16 protein-coding genes and 1 tRNA gene are annotated in these 15,498 nt (G+C 62.0%); 8 read left to right on the top strand and 9 right to left on the bottom strand.

Features of this window, described 5'->3' with window-relative positions:
* Positions 1 to 45 precede the first annotated feature (45 nt).
* Positions 46 to 969: a YihY/virulence factor BrkB family protein gene (locus tag EFQ99_RS15320; protein ID WP_126921849.1), complete on the top strand. Its 924-nt coding sequence runs from the start codon at positions 46 to 48 to the stop codon at positions 967 to 969.
* Here the strand turns inward: EFQ99_RS15320 and gluQRS are convergent.
* On the bottom strand, positions 934 to 1,815 hold the full coding sequence (gene gluQRS / locus EFQ99_RS15325; RefSeq protein WP_126921850.1) for a tRNA glutamyl-Q(34) synthetase GluQRS: 882 nt from the start codon (positions 1,813 to 1,815) through the stop codon (positions 934 to 936). The genes EFQ99_RS15320 and gluQRS overlap by 36 nt on opposite strands.
* Between gluQRS and EFQ99_RS15330 the strand changes: the two genes are divergently transcribed.
* Together EFQ99_RS15330 and EFQ99_RS15335 are read left to right on the top strand one after the other, a co-directional pair.
* Positions 1,814 to 2,506 carry a DNA-3-methyladenine glycosylase family protein gene (locus EFQ99_RS15330; RefSeq protein ID WP_126921851.1) on the top strand — a complete coding sequence of 231 codons (693 nt, stop codon included), beginning with the start codon at positions 1,814 to 1,816 and terminating at the stop codon, positions 2,504 to 2,506. The two genes, gluQRS and EFQ99_RS15330, sit on opposite strands and share 2 nt — an antisense overlap.
* 111 nt (positions 2,507 to 2,617) lie before the next feature.
* Complete coding sequence (locus EFQ99_RS15335) at positions 2,618 to 3,175, top strand: HNH endonuclease (protein WP_004671754.1); 558 nt, start codon at positions 2,618 to 2,620, stop codon at positions 3,173 to 3,175.
* 9 nt (positions 3,176 to 3,184) lie between these two features.
* Here the strand turns inward: EFQ99_RS15335 and EFQ99_RS15340 are convergent, their stop codons facing one another.
* On the bottom strand, positions 3,185 to 3,700 hold the full coding sequence (locus EFQ99_RS15340; protein ID WP_126921852.1) for a disulfide bond formation protein B: 516 nt from the start codon (positions 3,698 to 3,700) through the stop codon (positions 3,185 to 3,187).
* A gap of 22 nt (positions 3,701 to 3,722) precedes the next feature.
* Complete coding sequence (locus EFQ99_RS15345) at positions 3,723 to 4,313, bottom strand: YqaA family protein (protein WP_126921853.1); 591 nt, start codon at positions 4,311 to 4,313, stop codon at positions 3,723 to 3,725.
* 200 nt (positions 4,314 to 4,513) lie between these two features.
* Here EFQ99_RS15345 and EFQ99_RS15350 point away from each other — a divergent pair, with 200 nt between their 5' ends.
* Entirely contained in the window at positions 4,514 to 4,822 is a 309-nt protein-coding gene (locus tag EFQ99_RS15350) for a hypothetical protein (RefSeq protein WP_126921854.1), read from the top strand.
* 8 nt (positions 4,823 to 4,830) lie between these two features.
* Here the strand turns inward: EFQ99_RS15350 and EFQ99_RS15355 are convergent, their stop codons facing one another.
* The gene (locus EFQ99_RS15355) at positions 4,831 to 6,579 is read right to left on the bottom strand and encodes a cation:proton antiporter domain-containing protein (RefSeq protein ID WP_126921855.1); all 1,749 of its coding nucleotides are present in this window, start codon (positions 6,577 to 6,579) and stop codon (positions 4,831 to 4,833) included.
* A 214-nt stretch (positions 6,580 to 6,793) separates the two neighbouring features.
* Between EFQ99_RS15355 and EFQ99_RS15360 the strand changes: the two genes are divergently transcribed.
* The gene (locus tag EFQ99_RS15360) at positions 6,794 to 7,078 is read left to right on the top strand and encodes a hypothetical protein (RefSeq protein ID WP_126921856.1); all 285 of its coding nucleotides are present in this window, start codon (positions 6,794 to 6,796) and stop codon (positions 7,076 to 7,078) included.
* 167 nt (positions 7,079 to 7,245) lie between these two features.
* Positions 7,246 to 7,533 carry a hypothetical protein gene (locus EFQ99_RS15365; RefSeq protein WP_126921857.1) on the top strand — a complete coding sequence of 96 codons (288 nt, stop codon included), beginning with the start codon at positions 7,246 to 7,248 and terminating at the stop codon, positions 7,531 to 7,533.
* A gap of 97 nt (positions 7,534 to 7,630) precedes the next feature.
* On the opposite strand, the gene EFQ99_RS15370 is transcribed toward EFQ99_RS15365, so the two are convergent.
* Together EFQ99_RS15370 and EFQ99_RS15375 are read right to left on the bottom strand one after the other, a co-directional pair.
* Positions 7,631 to 7,715 (bottom strand) — tRNA-Leu (locus EFQ99_RS15370).
* A 124-nt stretch (positions 7,716 to 7,839) separates the two neighbouring features.
* Entirely contained in the window at positions 7,840 to 9,135 is a 1,296-nt protein-coding gene (locus EFQ99_RS15375; RefSeq protein ID WP_126921858.1) for an MFS transporter, read from the bottom strand.
* A gap of 129 nt (positions 9,136 to 9,264) precedes the next feature.
* Here EFQ99_RS15375 and EFQ99_RS15380 point away from each other — a divergent pair, with 129 nt between their 5' ends.
* A complete protein-coding gene (locus EFQ99_RS15380; protein WP_126921859.1) occupies positions 9,265 to 9,843 on the top strand; it encodes a TetR/AcrR family transcriptional regulator in 579 nt (192 codons plus the stop codon).
* 50 nt (positions 9,844 to 9,893) lie between these two features.
* On the opposite strand, the gene EFQ99_RS15385 is transcribed toward EFQ99_RS15380, so the two are convergent.
* Positions 9,894 to 10,874 carry an aldo/keto reductase gene (locus EFQ99_RS15385; protein ID WP_126921860.1) on the bottom strand — a complete coding sequence of 327 codons (981 nt, stop codon included), beginning with the start codon at positions 10,872 to 10,874 and terminating at the stop codon, positions 9,894 to 9,896.
* 209 nt (positions 10,875 to 11,083) lie between these two features.
* Between EFQ99_RS15385 and EFQ99_RS15390 the strand changes: the two genes are divergently transcribed.
* Positions 11,084 to 12,715 (top strand): AMP-binding protein, encoded by a 1,632-nt coding sequence (locus tag EFQ99_RS15390; protein WP_126921861.1) that lies wholly within the window; start codon positions 11,084 to 11,086, stop codon positions 12,713 to 12,715.
* Here EFQ99_RS15390 and EFQ99_RS15395 read toward each other — a convergent pair.
* Together EFQ99_RS15395 and EFQ99_RS15400 are read right to left on the bottom strand one after the other, a co-directional pair.
* Entirely contained in the window at positions 12,712 to 13,989 is a 1,278-nt protein-coding gene (locus tag EFQ99_RS15395) for a GNAT family N-acetyltransferase (protein ID WP_126921862.1), read from the bottom strand. The two genes, EFQ99_RS15390 and EFQ99_RS15395, sit on opposite strands and share 4 nt — an antisense overlap.
* Positions 13,990 to 15,405 (bottom strand): lipopolysaccharide biosynthesis protein, encoded by a 1,416-nt coding sequence (locus EFQ99_RS15400; protein ID WP_126921863.1) that lies wholly within the window; start codon positions 15,403 to 15,405, stop codon positions 13,990 to 13,992.
* Between the last annotated feature and the right edge of the window lie 93 nt (positions 15,406 to 15,498).

Consider the following 15,498-nt stretch of genomic DNA (forward strand, 5'->3'; position numbering starts at 1 on the left):
TCCCATATTCGGCCAAAGGATACAATCTGGAAAGCCGGAGACGGAATGCCGAAAGTGCTGCGCACGATCTACGACGTGGTCTATGATGCGATCTGCCACCTGATCGAGGATGACGGCTTCGCCATGGCAAGCCATGTGGCGCTATCGAGCCTGCTTGCGGTTTTCCCTTTCCTGATCTTCGGCACCGCGCTCGCAAGCTTCCTCGGCGCCGACCAATTTTCCTCGACCGCCATCCACCTGATCTTCGATACTTGGCCCGAGGCGATCGCCAAGCCGCTCGCTGACCAGGTGCTGCAGGTGCTGACCATTCCGCGCGGCGGACTGCTGACGATTTCGGTTCTGGCGGCCGCCTATTTCGCCTCGAACGGCGTCGAGGCGCTGCGCATCTCGCTCAACCGCGCCTATCGCGTGCAGGAGACGCGGCCGTGGTATTTCACCCGCCTCGCCAGTCTCGGCTATGTCCTGATTGCCGTCATCATCTTTGCGGCGATCAGCATATTGCTGGTCGCCCTGCCGCTGGCACTCGATTATGCGCGCGGCTGGTTCCCGCTGTTTGCCGATACGCTCGATATCGTCTTCAGCTGGCGCATCTATGGCACGCTGGTGGTGCTGACGATCGCCCTGCTCGTCGTGCATCTCTGGCTGCCGGCCGGCAAGCGCCGGGTCTTCGACGTCATTCCCGGCGTGCTGCTGACGCTGCTGCTCTGGCTCGCCGGCGCGCTGGTCTTCGCCTATTATCTCGCGACATTCGCCAACTATACGGCAACCTATGCCGGCCTCGCCTCCGTCATGATCGTGCTGATCTTCCTCTATATGGTTAGCGTCATCTTCATCATCGGGGCGGAGATCAATGCGGCGCTGATCAAGTTCCGCGTCTTCCGGATGTTCTCCCATACGCTTTCAATCGTCGGCCGGCAGCGCGTCGCAAGGAAATCAGAGGCCGACAAGGCGGCGAACATCGGCCCCTGACAGGCCCTGGGCGCGCAATTCGCCAAGCCCGCTGTCGCCTTCACTTTTCGAAAGCTTGCGGCCATCCGCGTCGAGAACGAGGCGATGATGGTGATAGATCGGCTGAGGCAGGCCGAGCAGCACCTGCAGCAGCCGGTGCACCGATGTCGCGTGGAAGAGGTCGAGCCCGCGCACGACATGAGTGACGCCCTGCAGCGCATCGTCGACCACCACGGAGAGATGATAGCTCGACGGGGCGTCCGATCGCGACAGGATGACGTCGCCCCAGACTTCAGGCTCGGCGGCGATCTCGCCTGATCTGGTGTCGCCGGTTTCCGTCCAAAACAGCAGTTCGCCGATCAGGTCGAGCGTCTTGCGCATATCGAGCCGCCAGGCATGTTTTTTTCCCGAGGCGAGAATTTCTCGCCATTCGTGCTCCGGGCGCTCGCGATCAATTGCCGGATAATGCGGGGTGCCGTCTGGATCGCGCGGCCAGAGTTCACCCGTCGTCTCGTAGGCAGCGACCCGCGCCTTCACCTCGCCGCGGGTGAGAAAAGCCGGATAGACCAGGCCACGCTCGATCAGCGCATGCAGCGCCGCCTGATATTCGGGGAAATGTTCCGACTGGCGCCGCACCGGGCTTTCCCAGCCGATGCCGAGCCAGTCGAGATCGCGCAGAATGACGGCCTCGAATTCCGGCGTGCAGCGCGTCAGGTCGATATCCTCGATGCGCAGCAGAAGACGGCCATGTTGGGCCTGCGCCATATCTTGGTTCAAGAGGGCGGAGAGGGCATGGCCGAGGTGCAACGGTCCGTTGGGGCTCGGCGCAAAACGAAAGACAGGTTTTTGACGCTCGCTCGTGGTCATGCTTTCTTCTGCCACGGATTTAGGTTTCGAGCCACTGCGAGGCAAAGTGCAGATCATTCGCAACGAAGACGACGTCAGGCAGGGGCTGGAAGCGCTGCTTCGCCTCGACCCGCGCCTTGCGCCGATTGCGGCGGACGCCGGCCCCATTCCGCTGAGGCTGCGCGAGCCCGGTTTCGCCGGTCTTGCCCATATCATTGTCTCGCAGATGGTGTCGCGCGCCAGCGCCGAGGCGATCTGGCGGCGCATGCTGCCGGCGGACGGTCTGCTGACGGCGGAAGGCTACGCGTTGCTTCACCCCGAGGCATGGCGGGAATTCGGCCTGTCGCGCGCCAAGGCCGAGACGCTCGCGCGGATCGCCGAAGCCGTGGCCTCCGGTCGCCTCGATCTCTCTGGCCTCTGCCTAAGGCCGCCGGGCGAGGCGCTCGGCGAACTCACCGCGCTGAAGGGCGTCGGCCCGTGGACGGCCGAGGTTTATCTGATGTTCTGCGGCGGCCATGCCGATGGTTTCCCGGCCGGCGACGTCGCGCTGCAGAACGCCGTTGGTGCGGCCTTCGGCCTTGCGGCCCGGCCGCAGGCAAAGGCGCTTGCTGTCCTGGCGGAAATCTGGTCGCCGTGGCGTTCGGTCGCGGCCCGGCTTTTCTGGGCTTATTACGCCGCGAAAATGCGCCGCGACATGGTGCCGGTCGGCTGATCGGCAACACTCTTCAAATTGCCTTTATCCTCTGAATTTATTGGACTTCACAATCCTGTAACAACCGGCCTAATATACAGGTGCAGATGCCGAATCGATCAGGAGAGTCCCTTGACGATTGCAGTCTCCCCACAGGCCCTGCCGGCGCTCGTTCTGAACGCTGACTACCGGCCGCTGAGTTATTACCCCTTGTCGCTATGGTCCTGGCAGGACGCGATCAAGGCGGTATTTCTCGACCGTGTGAACATCATCGCAGAGTATGAACATTCGGTTTCCTCGCCGAGCTTTTCGATGCGGCTTCCGAGTGTCGTGTGCCTCAAGACGTATGTTCAGCCGTCCCGCAATCCCGCTTTCACCCGGTTCAACGTGTTCTTGCGCGACCGGTTCGAGTGCCAGTATTGCGGCGCCCATGACGATCTGACCTTCGACCACGTCATCCCGCGCGCCCATGGCGGCGAGACGACCTGGGAGAATGTCGTGGCAGCCTGCTCGCCTTGCAATCTGCGCAAGGGCAGCAAGCTTCCCAAGCAGGCAGGAATGTTCCCGGCGCAGAAGCCCTACCAGCCGACGGTGCAGGATCTGCACAATAACGGCCGGCTGTTTCCGCCGAACTATCTGCACGACAGCTGGCTCGACTACCTCTACTGGGATACAGAGCTGCAGCCCTGATCGAATTGCTTACGCGGCCTTGCGAACGCCTGTAAAGGCGAAGGCCGCGAGCAGGAGCCCCGCGATCACATTCCAGCCCGCAAAAGACAGGCCAAGCACCCGAAGCGCCGCATCGGTGCAGGACGGTCCCTTGATGGTATTGAGTTCGGTGAGGAGATCACCGGCATTGTTCGTCATGCTGCTTGCCGTCGTCGAGCAGGTGGCCGGCCCCGGCCAGAAGTGCCATTCAACGCCCGCGTGATAGACACCCATGCCAGCCGTCACCAGCATCAGGATGCCGGCCGCGAGGATCAGCGCCCGGGTGATCCAGTTCGGCAGGCCGACGAGCGACGAGATCGCGCCGAGTATCGCGATCGGGATGGCATAGTAATAGGGCTGGCGCTGCAAGAGGCAGAGCGCGCAGGGAATATAGCCGCCGATATATTGGAAGCCGAGCGCCGTTCCCACAACCGCCGCCATGGCGACGGCGAGCAGCAGGGAATAGGTAAAGCCTGGACGGGCGAACGGCGAGGAAGTGGCAGTCATGGCGGAACTCCGCAAGGTGAGTCTAGTGAGCGAAAGAGCGGTAGCCGACGTATAGCACGATCACCGCACCGGCACCGATGCCGACGATCTGGCCGAGCCGCTTCTCGATGAAATCCCGGATCGGCTCGCCGTAGCGGCGCAGCAGCCAGGCAAGGAACAGGAAACGCGCGCCGCGCGCAACGATTGCCGAAACAATGAAAAGACCCAGATTGACGTGGATGACGCCGGACAGGATGGTCACGATTTTGATCGGCGGCAGATGTGCGAGACCTGACGTGACGAGTAGCAGCAGGATCGTCTCGTAGGTGACATAGGCTTTCATCTGCTCGAAGGCGTCGAGCTTGCCGTAGAATTCGAGAATGGGCCGCGCCACCGTCTCATAGGCGTAAAAACCGAGCGCCCAGCCGGCGATGCCGCCGAGCACCGAGGCGACGGTCGCTATCAATGCATAGCGATAGGAGCGTTCCGGCTTGGCAAGCGCCATCGGCAGGAACAGCACGTCGGCGGGAACGAGAAAGATGGAGCTTTCGACGAAGGCGATGACGGCGAGCCAGACTTCGGCGGATTTGCGCGAGGCCAAAGACATGGTCCAGTCGTAAAGTCTGCGGAGCATTCCGTTTCCTTCCTGTTGCGGTGCAAAAAGCTTTAGGGGCCGTGCACGGCGCTGTAAATGCTCGCCGTGGCCTTCTCGTCACCACCGTTTAAAAATTTTCGTGATCCGGTGCCTTGGTGTCCCTCGCAAGATTTCACGGGATTGCGAATCGGCCATTCTGCGGCAAGCTCTTTTCGGGTCAGCATGCAGGGTGGCGTGAAATGATATTCAAGGTGATCGAGGGCGGCCGAGGGCAGGCCGTATTGGCGGATGAGCGCCCTGAGGCGGGCCGCGGGCCGAGTCCCGACGACGTGCGGCGGGAGGCCGCCCGGCGGCTCAGCGAAAGCGGCTACCATCTTTCCCGCGTCCGGGAGTTTGCGACTGGCGCGCCAATGCCGGGAGCGCTCAGATATTTGTCGCTGCAGATCAACTTCGTCGCCGAGGCGCTGTCGCGGCTCGATCCCATCCCGGTGGATTTTCGCTCCGACGCCTACTGGCCGGCGCCTCCCGAGGCAATCAGGGCGGTGTGATCGCCGTTTCAGGACAGGTCCATCGACTTTTCCCATTGCTGGCGCAGGACGTTCATTTCCGTGCGCTTCTCAGCCATTTCGCTGACGATGGCGCGCAGATTGGGATGGCGCGACATGAACATGTTGAAATCGCGCCGCTCGAGCACCTCGAACTGGCAGAAATCGACGGCGATGACGTCGGCGCTGCGCCGTCCGCCGGTCAGAAGCGCCATTTCGCCGAAGAATGAGCCCGGCTCCAGGCGGATTGCGCCGCTGGCAAGCCGCACTTCCACGGCGCCGGAAGAGATGAAAAACATGCCGTCGCCACGGTCGCCGCGGCGGATGACGCGTTCGCCGGGCGGCGCGGATTTCGCCTTGAAGAGCAGCAGCAGCTCTTCCTGCGCATCCTCGTCGACCTGGGCAAACAACGGGAAGGTTTCGATCAACTGCTGCATCTTCAGCTGATGCTGGCGTTCACGCTCCTCGCCCTGCGCCCTGATCTTTTCCAGTTCTCTGCCGAGGACCTTCTGGCGCTTCCTGCCATAGGTTTCCCAGAGGGCCGGCCATGTCGAATGGACATATTTTTTCAGCCTGTCGGTCGAAAAGATCACGATCGGGTTGAGAGTGATCGACAGGATCGCAGCGGCAAGGATTAGATCCTGACCCTCGTGCGGCAGCAGCCCGAGCGAGACGCCGAGGCCGGCGAGGATGAAGGAAAACTCGCCAATCTGGGCAAGGCCGCCGGCCAGTGTCAGTCCCATGCCGATCGGATATCTGAGCAGCATGACGATAAGGAGGGTAATGACGCCTTTGCCGAGGATGATGAGCGCCAGCGCGCCGATCACGGCCAGCGGCTCGCGCACCAGGATCGAGGGGTCGAAGAGCATGCCGACGGAGACGAAAAACAGCACGGAGAAGGCGTTCTGCAATGGCAGCGAATCGGCGGCCGCCCTGTGGCTGAGCTGGGATTCGCTCATGACGACGCCGGCGAAAAAGGCGCCGAGCGCGAAGGAGACGCCGAAGATCGCCGCCGAACCGAAGGCAATGCCGAGTGCGATCGCCAGCACTGTCAGCGTGAAAAGCTCGCGCGAACCTGTGCGAGCGATCGTCGTCAGCAGCCAGGGCACGATGCGAGGACCGAGGAAGATCGCCATTGCGGCAAAGCCCGCGACCTTCAGCAGCGTCAGGGCGATCGTCAGCGCCAACGGCAGGTCTCCGAGGCCGTGGTTCGTCGTATCTACCGCGTGGCCACCCAAAAGTTCCGCAAGCGCCGGCAGCAGGACCAGCGCCAGCACCATCGCCAGATCCTCGACGATCAGCCAGCCGACGGCGACGCGTCCGCTCGGCGCGTTGACGAGATTGCGCTCCTCCAATGCCTTCAGCAGAACCACGGTACTCGCCACCGACAGGCTGAGGCCGAAGACGATGCCGGCGCCGAGGCTCCATCCCCAGAGTTTGCAGAGGCCGATGCCCAGCAAGGTGGCAATGACAATCCGCCCGATCGCGCCAGGCACGGCGATCCCCCGCACGGCGAGCAGATCGGAGGCGGAAAAATGCAGGCCAACGCCGAACATCAGCAGGATAACGCCCATTTCCGCCAGCTGACCGGCAAGAGCAGTATCGGCGACAAAGCCCGGCGTGAACGGCCCCATCAGGATACCGGCCATCAGATAGCCGACGAGCGGCGGCAGCCGCAGCCTGTCGGCGCCGTAACCGAGGATTGCCGCGAAAACGAAACTGACGGCGACCGTTGCGATGAGTCCGACTTCCTGATGCACGTCTGCCTCTTCCTTCGATGACGGCGGCCACTTTGTACGAAGCGCAAGCAAAATTAAACAGTTGATTTGGGCAATGGGACGGCTGTCTTAGAGGCCCCGCCGGTCGTGAGCAGATTACGGTCTTGCTCCGCCTAGGCGCGACTAGCCCCTTGCCGATGTTGGAACCACTTGCGCCCTGTCTCGTTGCCTTTTCATCAGGAGAAGGAGAAACGATATGCGAAAGATCATCCTGAACTGTACCGTTGCGGCTCTTGCCGCCTGCTCGTTTGCCGCGCCTGCTCTGGCCGACAGCGTCTATGTCAGGGAGCGTTCCTATGACGACGGCTATCGCCCTGAGCGGGTCCGGCCCGGCGTCACCATCAGCGAACGCGGCATTACCTTCGGCGCCGTGCGCGAACGCGAACATCGCCGCTATCGTGATGACGGCTGCGAAACCAGAAGCGTCACCCGTCAGACCGACGAAGGCGAAGTCACCAAGACGGTCCGTCGCTGCTATTAATGGATACAGTCGACAATGACGAAGCCCGGTTCCGTGGGAGCCGGGTTTTCGCCTTTTCGGCACGGCGACCTCGATGTGGTGGTGAAAATCGTTTGTCGGTGTTATGAGCACGCCTTTGGTAGAAGCGCGTTCCCAGCGCGAATACCTCCCGCACAGGATTTTTCAGCATGATTGAACTAACACCATCCCAGATCGCCGCACTCAAACTCGCCCGGGATGGAGATCTTTATCCTCAACCGGCCAACAAATGGACGCACCAGAACGCGACCGTGACCTATGCAAAATCCGACCGGTGGAAAGAACGTCCCCAGAAAGTGAAATCGGTCACCGCCAAGACGTTGGGCGAGTTGAAGGAGCCGGGATTCCTCGAGAGGCGGCATCTGGATGACGATGTCTCAAAAGACGTCTACGGCATCACCATGGCCGGCAAAATGTGGCTGTTGAAGAACAAGTAGTTTCACTTGGTTGCGAAGATGATGCGCAGCTAGCCGGAGCGTTGTCGAACCACTCCGCCTTCGCTTAGCTGCTCTCTTCGGCCTGCAGAGCGAAGGCTGGTGCCCCATGCCGGGGTCGAACCAGCACTTCTTTCGAAACTCGATTTTGAGTCGAGCGCGTCTACCAATTCCGCCAATGGGGCAACGGATACGGACGGGCGGCTGTCTAACATGCGAGCGCGCCGGCGCGCAAGACGGGCAAGCGAAGTTATCGCGGCGATCCGTGGAGAGATCCGGCCTCGTTTCGAGGCCGGATCGTGTTTGATATCAATGGGCGGCGGCCGGCACGGGATTGGTCAGGCCTGACTTCTTCAGCGTGATCGCCAGGATCGATGCCAGCAGGCAGAAGGCGCCGGCGACGAAGAAGGCGGGCAGGTAGCTCGAAAGCTCCGTGCGCGAGAGGCCGGCGCCATAGGCGGCGGTTGCGGCTCCCAACTGATGCCCTGCAAAGACCCAGCCGAAGACGAGGCCCGCCTTTTCGCGGCCGAAGCGGTCGGCCGCGATCTTGACGGTCGGCGGCACGGTGGCGATCCAGTCGAGGCCGTAGAAGACCGCGAAGATGGAGAGGCCGTAAAAGCTGAAATCGCTGAAGGGCAGATAGAGCAGCGAGAGGCCGCGCAGGCCGTAGTACCAGAACAGTAGCCAGCGATTGTCGAACCGGTCGGACAGCCAGCCGGAGCCGATAGTGCCAAAGAAATCGAAAATGCCCATGACGGCGAGAACGCTGGCGGCGGCCACGGGGACGATACCGAAATCGCCGCAAAGGGTGACGAAATGGGTCTGGATCAGACCGTTGGTGCTGAGGCCGCAGATGAAGAAGGTGGCGAAGAGTATCCAGAAGGTCGAGGTCGCCGATATTTCCTTGAGGGTGGTGATCGGCGTCATCAAGGCCGCGCTGAGCGTGGTGGCGGCCGGCGCAGGTGCAACCTGGGTTTCCCCAAGCGACGGCAGGTTCACGTCCGAAGGTCGGTCACGCATGAAGAGAAGGACCAGCAGGGCGGCAACCATGATCATGGCGCAGACGAAGAATACGGTGGCGCGCCAGCCGTAGCGTTCGGTGAGTTCCGCCATGAGCGGCAGGAAGACGAGCTGGCCGGTCGCCGAGCTTGCCGAAAGCATGCCGACAACAAGGCCGCGATGCTTGACGAACCAGCGCGTGGAGACCGTTGCCGCCAACACCATGGCCGTCAGCCCCGTGCCGAAGCCGACAACGATGCCCCACAGCGCTAGCAGATGCCAAAGCTTGGTCATGAACAGAGAGCCGATGAAGCCTGCTCCGATCAACGCCAGCGCGAAGACGATGACCTTTCGTACGCCGAAATAATTCATGAAGGCGGCGGCGAACGGGCCCATGAAACCGAAGAGAATCAGACGGATCGCAAGCGCGGATGAAATCTGCGACGTTTCCCAGCCGAACTCGTCCTGCAGCGGCTTGATGAGCACGCCAGGGGCGCCCATGGCGCCCGCCGTCACCAGCATGGTGAGGAAGGTGGCGGCAACGACGACCCAGCCGTAATGGATGTTGCGCCGGGCAAGGGAGGAGGCAAGAGCTGCGGAAACCATAGGCAAGATTCCGTTCGAATTGAGGTTTGGGAAGATAGAGGAGCGATTTACATGATGGTCATCATATTTCTTGCTTATTGATGATGGACATCATATATTTTGTCAAGCGACTATTTTCTGGAGACGACAATGCGGGTCAGCCGCGAGAAATTTGCCGAAAACCGCGAGAAGATCCTAAGCGTTGCCGGCGTGCTTTTTCGCGAGAACGGTTTCGACGGTGTCGGCGTCGCCGACATCATGAAGGCGGCTGGACTGACGCATGGCGGCTTTTACGGCCACTTCAGCTCGAAAGACGACTTGGCGCTCGAGGTCAGCCGCAAGCTGATCGACAGGGTGGAAGAGCGCTGGAAGGAGCATATCGCGAGTTCGCCGGAGCGGCCGCTGCAAGCGCTTCTCGATCACTATATCCATTGGCGCACGGTCGACGATCCCGGCGGCAGCTGTGTTTTCGCGACACTGATCCAGGAGGTGAGCCGCAGCCACGGGGCGGTTCGAGAGGTTTTCAGCGACGGGCTTTCCGTGCTGGTCAACACGCTCGCCGATATCGTTCCCGGCGAGAGCGAAGAGGAACGCCGCGCCAATGCCGCCACGACGCTCTCGTCAATGATGGGCGCCGTCATTCTTGCCCGCGCGGTCGAGGACAGGGCGCTTGCCGAGCAGTTTCTGGTGACGATGCGCCGGCAACTCGATCCGGGCAGCGGGGCATAATCTAAGTCAGGAAAGCACATTTTGATTTCCCTCCCCGCGCGGGATGGCGGCTATTTGAAGCCGGCGACAGCGTGCGGGATGTAGGGTGCCTCCAGCGCCGCGACTTCCTCGGCGCTGAGCTTGACCGAGAGCGAGGCAACGGCGTCTGTCAAATGAGTTGGTTTCGAAGCGCCGATAATCGGAGCGGTGACTGCGCTCTTCTGCAGGATCCAGGCGGTCGCGACCTGGGCGCGGGAGATGCTGAGAGCCTTGGCGATCTGCGCCACCGCTTCGACAATCCTGCGGTCGGCGTCAATGGATTGCGTATAGAGCGTCTTGCCGAATTCGTCGGTTTCGCTGCGCGCCGTCGTCTCGTCCCAGTCGCGGGTCAGGCGGCCGCGGGCGAGCGGGCTCCAGGGAATGACCGCGATTTTCTGATCTTCGCAGAGCGGCAGCATTTCGCGCTCTTCCTCGCGGTAGAGCAGGTTCAGATGATCCTGCATGCTGACGAATTCGGTCCAGCCATTCAGCCTGGAAACGTAGAGCGCCTTGGCGAACTGCCACGCATACATGGAGGAGGCGCCGATATAGCGCGCCTTGCCCGATTTGACGACGTCGTGGAGCGCTTCCAGCGTTTCCTCGATCGGCGTTGTGTAGTCGAAACGGTGGATCTGGTAGAGGTCGACATAATCGGTGCCGAGCCGCCGCAAGCTGTTGTCGATCTCGTCGAAGATCGCCTTGCGCGACAGGCCGGCGCCGTTCGGGCCCGGCCGCATGCGATTGAACACCTTGGTCGCCAGCACGATATCCTCGCGCTTGGCGAAGTCTTTTATGGCACGGCCGACGATCTCCTCGGAGGAACCGTTGGAATAGGTGTTGGCCGTGTCGAGGAAATTGATGCCGAGGTCGATCGCCTGTCTGATGATCGTCCGGCTTTCCTCTTCCCTGAGGCTCCAGGCATGGTTGCCGCGGCCGGGATCGCCGAAGGTCATGCAGCCGAGGCAGATTTTCGAGACCTCGAGCCCGGTCTTGCCGAATTTTGCGTATTCCATGAAACGACTCCGTGATGAATTCGATGACAACCCCGCGGCTTTCCATGATCTAGTGCGGAACTGCCAAAGTCGCAGGGAGCGGAATGAAGAATCTGCGCTGGCGTGAGCGCAACGATGCGGGATCGCTCTGAGGCGGCCGCTTCCGGCTTCGGCTTGCACATCCGCGCCGCAAGGTGTTAGCTGCTGCAGCATTTCACCGGAATCCGACCATGCAACTGCCATCCCACGATCGTTATGACGATCTCTATCGCGATTTTTCCTGGCGGATTCCCACTGATTTCAATATCGGCCGCGCGGTCAGCGACGACTGGGCGGATCGGGCGCCGGAGCGCGTCTGTCTCGAACATTTCAGCCCGGACGGCCATCATGGCGCGATGACCTATCGTGCGCTCGCAGATCGTTCCTCGGCCTTCGCAAATGCACTCGTTTCGCTCGGAATCGAACGCGGCGATCGTGTCGCGCTGCTCCTGCCGCAATCCTTTGCGACGGTGATCGCGCATGTGGCGATCTATAAAATGGGTGCGATCGCGCTGCCGCTGGCGCTGCTTTTCGGTGTCGAAGCGCTGGAATATCGGCTGAAGGCCGCGGGTACGGCCGCCATCATCACCAACGGCTTCGGTCTAGAGCGCATCCGGCAGATCCGCGATCGCCTGCCGATGCTGAAACATGTCGTCAGCGTCGACGGGAAAAATGACGACACGCTCGCTTTTGCCGAACTCGTGGATACTCATCCCTCCGTTTTCGATGTCGCCAAGACCGGCCCGGACGATCCGGCGCTGATGATCTTCACCTCGGGAACGACGGGGCCGCCAAAGGGCGCGCTGCATGGCCACCGTGTCCTGCCCGGCCATATCCCGGGTATGCAGTTTGCCCATGAGGGCTTTCCGAAACTGGGCGACAAGGTCTGGACGCCGTCCGACTGGGCCTGGGCGGGCGGGCTGCTCAACGCGCTGCTGCCGAGCCTTCTGCTCGGCGTTCCCGTCGTCTCGTCGCCGGCGCAGAAATTCGATGCCGGCATGGCCTATCGCATCATGGCGGAGATGAAGGTGCGCAACGCCTTCATTCCCCCGACGGCGCTGCGGCTGATGCGGTCCGTTGCCGATCCTCGTTCGAAATATGATCTGGTGCTGCGCACCATCGGCTCGGCCGGAGAGGCGCTTGGCCGCGAGACCTATGAGTGGGCGCGTCGCGCGCTCGGCATCACCGTCAACGAATTCTACGGCCAGACGGAATGCAATTTCGTGCTGTCGTCGAGCGCCGCCTATGGCGTCACCAAGGCCGGCGCCATAGGCCGGACGGTGCCGGGACACCGCGTCGCAATCGTCGATGAAGCGGGCGAGGAATTGCCGGCGGGCGAACCGGGCCAGATCGCCATCGCCACTCCCGATCCCGTCATGTTCCTCGGCTATTGGAACGATGCTGCGGCGACGGAGAAGAAATTCGTCAAGGGCTGGCTGCTCACCGGGGATATCGGCCGGCAGGACGAAGACGGCTACGTCACCTTCGAAGGCCGCGACGACGACGTCATTACCTCGTCGGGATATCGTATCGGCCCGGCCGAAATCGAGGACTGTCTGCTCGGCCACCCTGCCGTGCAGCTTGCCGCCGCCGTCGGCAAACCCGATGCCGTGCGCACCGAGATCGTCAAGGCCTATATCGTGCTGTCACCCGGCCATACTCCAAGCGAGGCGCTGGCCGCCGATATCAGGGACTGGGTGAAGATGCGGCTTTCGATGCATGAATATCCGCGCGAGGTGGAATTCATCGACTCTCTGCCGTTGACGACCACCGGCAAGGTGATCCGCCGGCTGCTGCGCGAAAGAGCGGGGGCCGAGGGTTAGCTTCGCCCCGCAAGCGACATAATCTTCTCGCGCAGCATCTTCGCCATGTTGCGGGTGCTGCGATACATATGGAGCTGAGCGGCGACCTGGCGCATGTCGCGGTCGCCGTTCTGCGTGAGCCCAATCACCAATGTCCCCATTTCCTCGCGCTCCTGCCAGAAGCGGCTCATGATCGGATGATCGGAGACGGCGCAGGAATCGGAGCGCACGATATTGGCGTCGTCGAGATGCCATTCGGTGAGTTCGCTCATCAAAAGCTTGCCGGGCGAAAAACGGGCATAATTCTCGTCATAAGCGGTCTTCCAGGTATAGGCCTCGCCGCCCATCATCAGAACGACGATGGCGGCGATCGCCCTGCCATTCAGGTCGATCGTATGGATGCGCACGGCATCGACGGCGGCAAGGTTCGATACGGCCTCGCGGGCGAAGGCGGTGTGGTAGCGATCGGTGACGAGCGCGCTTCGCCGCTTGCCCTTCCAGCCGCCGGCCTCCATCGCCAGGAATTCCTCGAAGCGGGTGTGGATTTCGCGCGGCTGGCGCGCCACGGCATAGACCGCCGTTCCCTGTTCCTCCAGCAGGCGCCATTGACGGCGCATTTCGCGCATGTGCGAGGAGGAGACTGTTTTGCCGAGGTAGGCGGGTGCCTCTTCCTCGCTGTGCAGCATCGGGCGCAGGTAAGGATTGGTCACGGTGAGCGGCAGGTTGCGGCTGAGCGCTACGGCCTTGGCCATGCGCACGAAGATGCCGTTCAGCCTCAGATCCGGCAGAACGAGCGTGCCGGGCAGGTTGAGATCCGGAGCGGTCAGTCCCTCGAATAAATTGTCGAGGGTTTCGGCGGCATCCTCGCCATCGACGAGAGGCGTGCCGAGCGGGCCGAAACTGTTCGACCAGCCGCGAATGATCGACGGACCGACGGCAAAGCCCGGCTTGTCGACAGAAAACGGCATGAGGAAGCGCATGCGGCTGCGGCCGGCGCTGTGATCGCGGATGAGGGCGAAGTTCACCTGCCGGTCTTCGAGCCGTGGCATGGCGGGCGCAAGGAAGCGGCCGGAGAAGAAGACGTTCGGTTCCATCGCCCGATTGGAGAGGAAGTCGAGCTCCTCCTGCAGTTCGTAGCCGAGCTTGCCGGGATAGAGGCAGAGCTCGCGCCCCGGCCGGCCGATTTCGGCGCGGGCCTCGGCCTGCGGCGCTTCGAAATTCAGTGCGGCAAGATCATGCACCATCCGGTTGGTGATGCTGTCGGTGCTTTCGGTGACGGGAGGCAGGCGCACCATCTATCGAACTCTCATTTCTGGCGTTGCGGCGGAGGGGCTGGAGAAGGCGAAGAGGATGATGCCGAGCGTGCGGCGCACGGCGACATGCAAAAGGATCGCCTCGACCGCCATGGCCGAAGCGGTGGCAACAGCGGTGCCTTCGATGCCGTAATGCGGGATCAAAGCGAGGTTCAGCCCGATATTGACGGTCAATGCGCCGGCATAGAGCGCAACGCAGAGGTTCTGCCTGCCTGCCATCATCAGCAATGTTTCGGCTGGGCCGACCAGCGATTTGGCGAGGATTCCGGCAAGCAGGATCGCCATGACAAGATAACCCGCGGTGAAGGCGCCGCCGAAGAGCGATAGCAACAGATGGCCCGCGGCAAGCACCACAAGGCCGACCCCGAGCGCCGGCCAGAAGGTCCAACGGGCGGCGTCGGCGGCGGCGATCGCCAGCTGGGCGTGGTCGCCCTCGGCGATGATCGAGGAAAAGCGCGGGCCGGCGGCCGCCTTGACGGAGAAATTGATGAAATGCACCAGAGCCATCGTCTTGGCCGCGGCGAAATAAATCGCGACATCATGCGGCTCAAGGAAAATGCCGACGACGACGACATCTGAATTGGTGAGCAGGAAGCTCACGCCTTCGATCAGGAAGATCGGGAAGGCCACGCTGAACCAGGCGAGGAAATCGACCTTGCGCGGGCCATTTTCGTAATGCCGGCGAAGACGATAAAGTGTGGCGCAGTATTGGCCGACGGCGGTGACGAAGGTGGCGGCGAGCGCTGCTTGCATGGCGGTGACCGCCGTATGCGGAGCGCCGATCGCAATCGCGATCAGCATGAAGGCGATGATGAGGATCGGGCGGACGATATAGACCGGGCTCAGCGCCATCACCGGCCAGTGGTTTGCCCGTGAAGTGCCTTCCAGAATGTCGCCAAGCGCGATCATCGGCATGGCAAGCAGGCCGAGAAAGATCGGGACGAGGTAATAGGTCTCGATCATATCGCCGAAAAAATGCAGCCCGAGCATGCCGGCGGCGAGCACCACCGTGCCGGAAAGCAGCGCGAAGATGCGCGCCGTGCCGGTGAGGCCGCGGATTTCCTCTAAAGCGCCCGCCGCCCTGTATTGCGGCAGGAAGCGGATGATCGCGGTCTGAAAGCCGAGGCAGGAGAGATCGCCGAAGACGACGACCAGCACCCAGACGAAGACAAAGATGCCGTATTCATATTCGCCCATCAGCCGGGCGAGCACGATCTGGGACAGGAAGGCGAGAGCGGCGCTGAGGATACGGATCGAAAAGGCCGTCAGCGCCATGCGCTGGGCGGCCGCCTTTTCGCCGCGTTCGGTGAGCACCGCCGCAACCATGCGCAGCGTACGTCCGCCGATCGGGCGCAGGCCCGCGGGCAGCATCTTCTCTGCTGTTTCTATGACTGCCATGATGAACACGCAAAACTCTGAAGGTCAGGCAAATCGTCGGCGAAGTCTTGACAGATCAGGGTTAAGAAACGGTTCCGGATCAGCCTCGACGCC

Source organism: Rhizobium vallis (assembly GCF_003985155.1).
GTDB lineage: Bacteria > Pseudomonadota > Alphaproteobacteria > Rhizobiales > Rhizobiaceae > Rhizobium > Rhizobium vallis.

Coding starts and splice junctions, on each gene's coding strand:
- gluQRS (WP_126921850.1), bottom strand. CDS start 1,815: ATGACCACGAGCGAGCGTCAAAAACCTGTCTTTCGTTTTGCGCCGAGC.
- EFQ99_RS15320 (WP_126921849.1), top strand. CDS start 46: ATGCCGAAAGTGCTGCGCACGATCTACGACGTGGTCTATGATGCGATC.
- EFQ99_RS15375 (WP_126921858.1), bottom strand. CDS start 9,135: ATGGTTTCCGCAGCTCTTGCCTCCTCCCTTGCCCGGCGCAACATCCAT.
- EFQ99_RS15380 (WP_126921859.1), top strand. CDS start 9,265: ATGCGGGTCAGCCGCGAGAAATTTGCCGAAAACCGCGAGAAGATCCTA.
- EFQ99_RS15340 (WP_126921852.1), bottom strand. CDS start 3,700: ATGACTGCCACTTCCTCGCCGTTCGCCCGTCCAGGCTTTACCTATTCC.
- EFQ99_RS15360 (WP_126921856.1), top strand. CDS start 6,794: ATGCGAAAGATCATCCTGAACTGTACCGTTGCGGCTCTTGCCGCCTGC.
- EFQ99_RS15345 (WP_126921853.1), bottom strand. CDS start 4,313: ATGCTCCGCAGACTTTACGACTGGACCATGTCTTTGGCCTCGCGCAAA.
- EFQ99_RS15350 (WP_126921854.1), top strand. CDS start 4,514: ATGATATTCAAGGTGATCGAGGGCGGCCGAGGGCAGGCCGTATTGGCG.
- EFQ99_RS15330 (WP_126921851.1), top strand. CDS start 1,814: ATGCTTTCTTCTGCCACGGATTTAGGTTTCGAGCCACTGCGAGGCAAA.
- EFQ99_RS15385 (WP_126921860.1), bottom strand. CDS start 10,874: ATGGAATACGCAAAATTCGGCAAGACCGGGCTCGAGGTCTCGAAAATC.
- EFQ99_RS15400 (WP_126921863.1), bottom strand. CDS start 15,405: ATGGCAGTCATAGAAACAGCAGAGAAGATGCTGCCCGCGGGCCTGCGC.
- EFQ99_RS15395 (WP_126921862.1), bottom strand. CDS start 13,989: ATGGTGCGCCTGCCTCCCGTCACCGAAAGCACCGACAGCATCACCAAC.
- EFQ99_RS15390 (WP_126921861.1), top strand. CDS start 11,084: ATGCAACTGCCATCCCACGATCGTTATGACGATCTCTATCGCGATTTT.
- EFQ99_RS15365 (WP_126921857.1), top strand. CDS start 7,246: ATGATTGAACTAACACCATCCCAGATCGCCGCACTCAAACTCGCCCGG.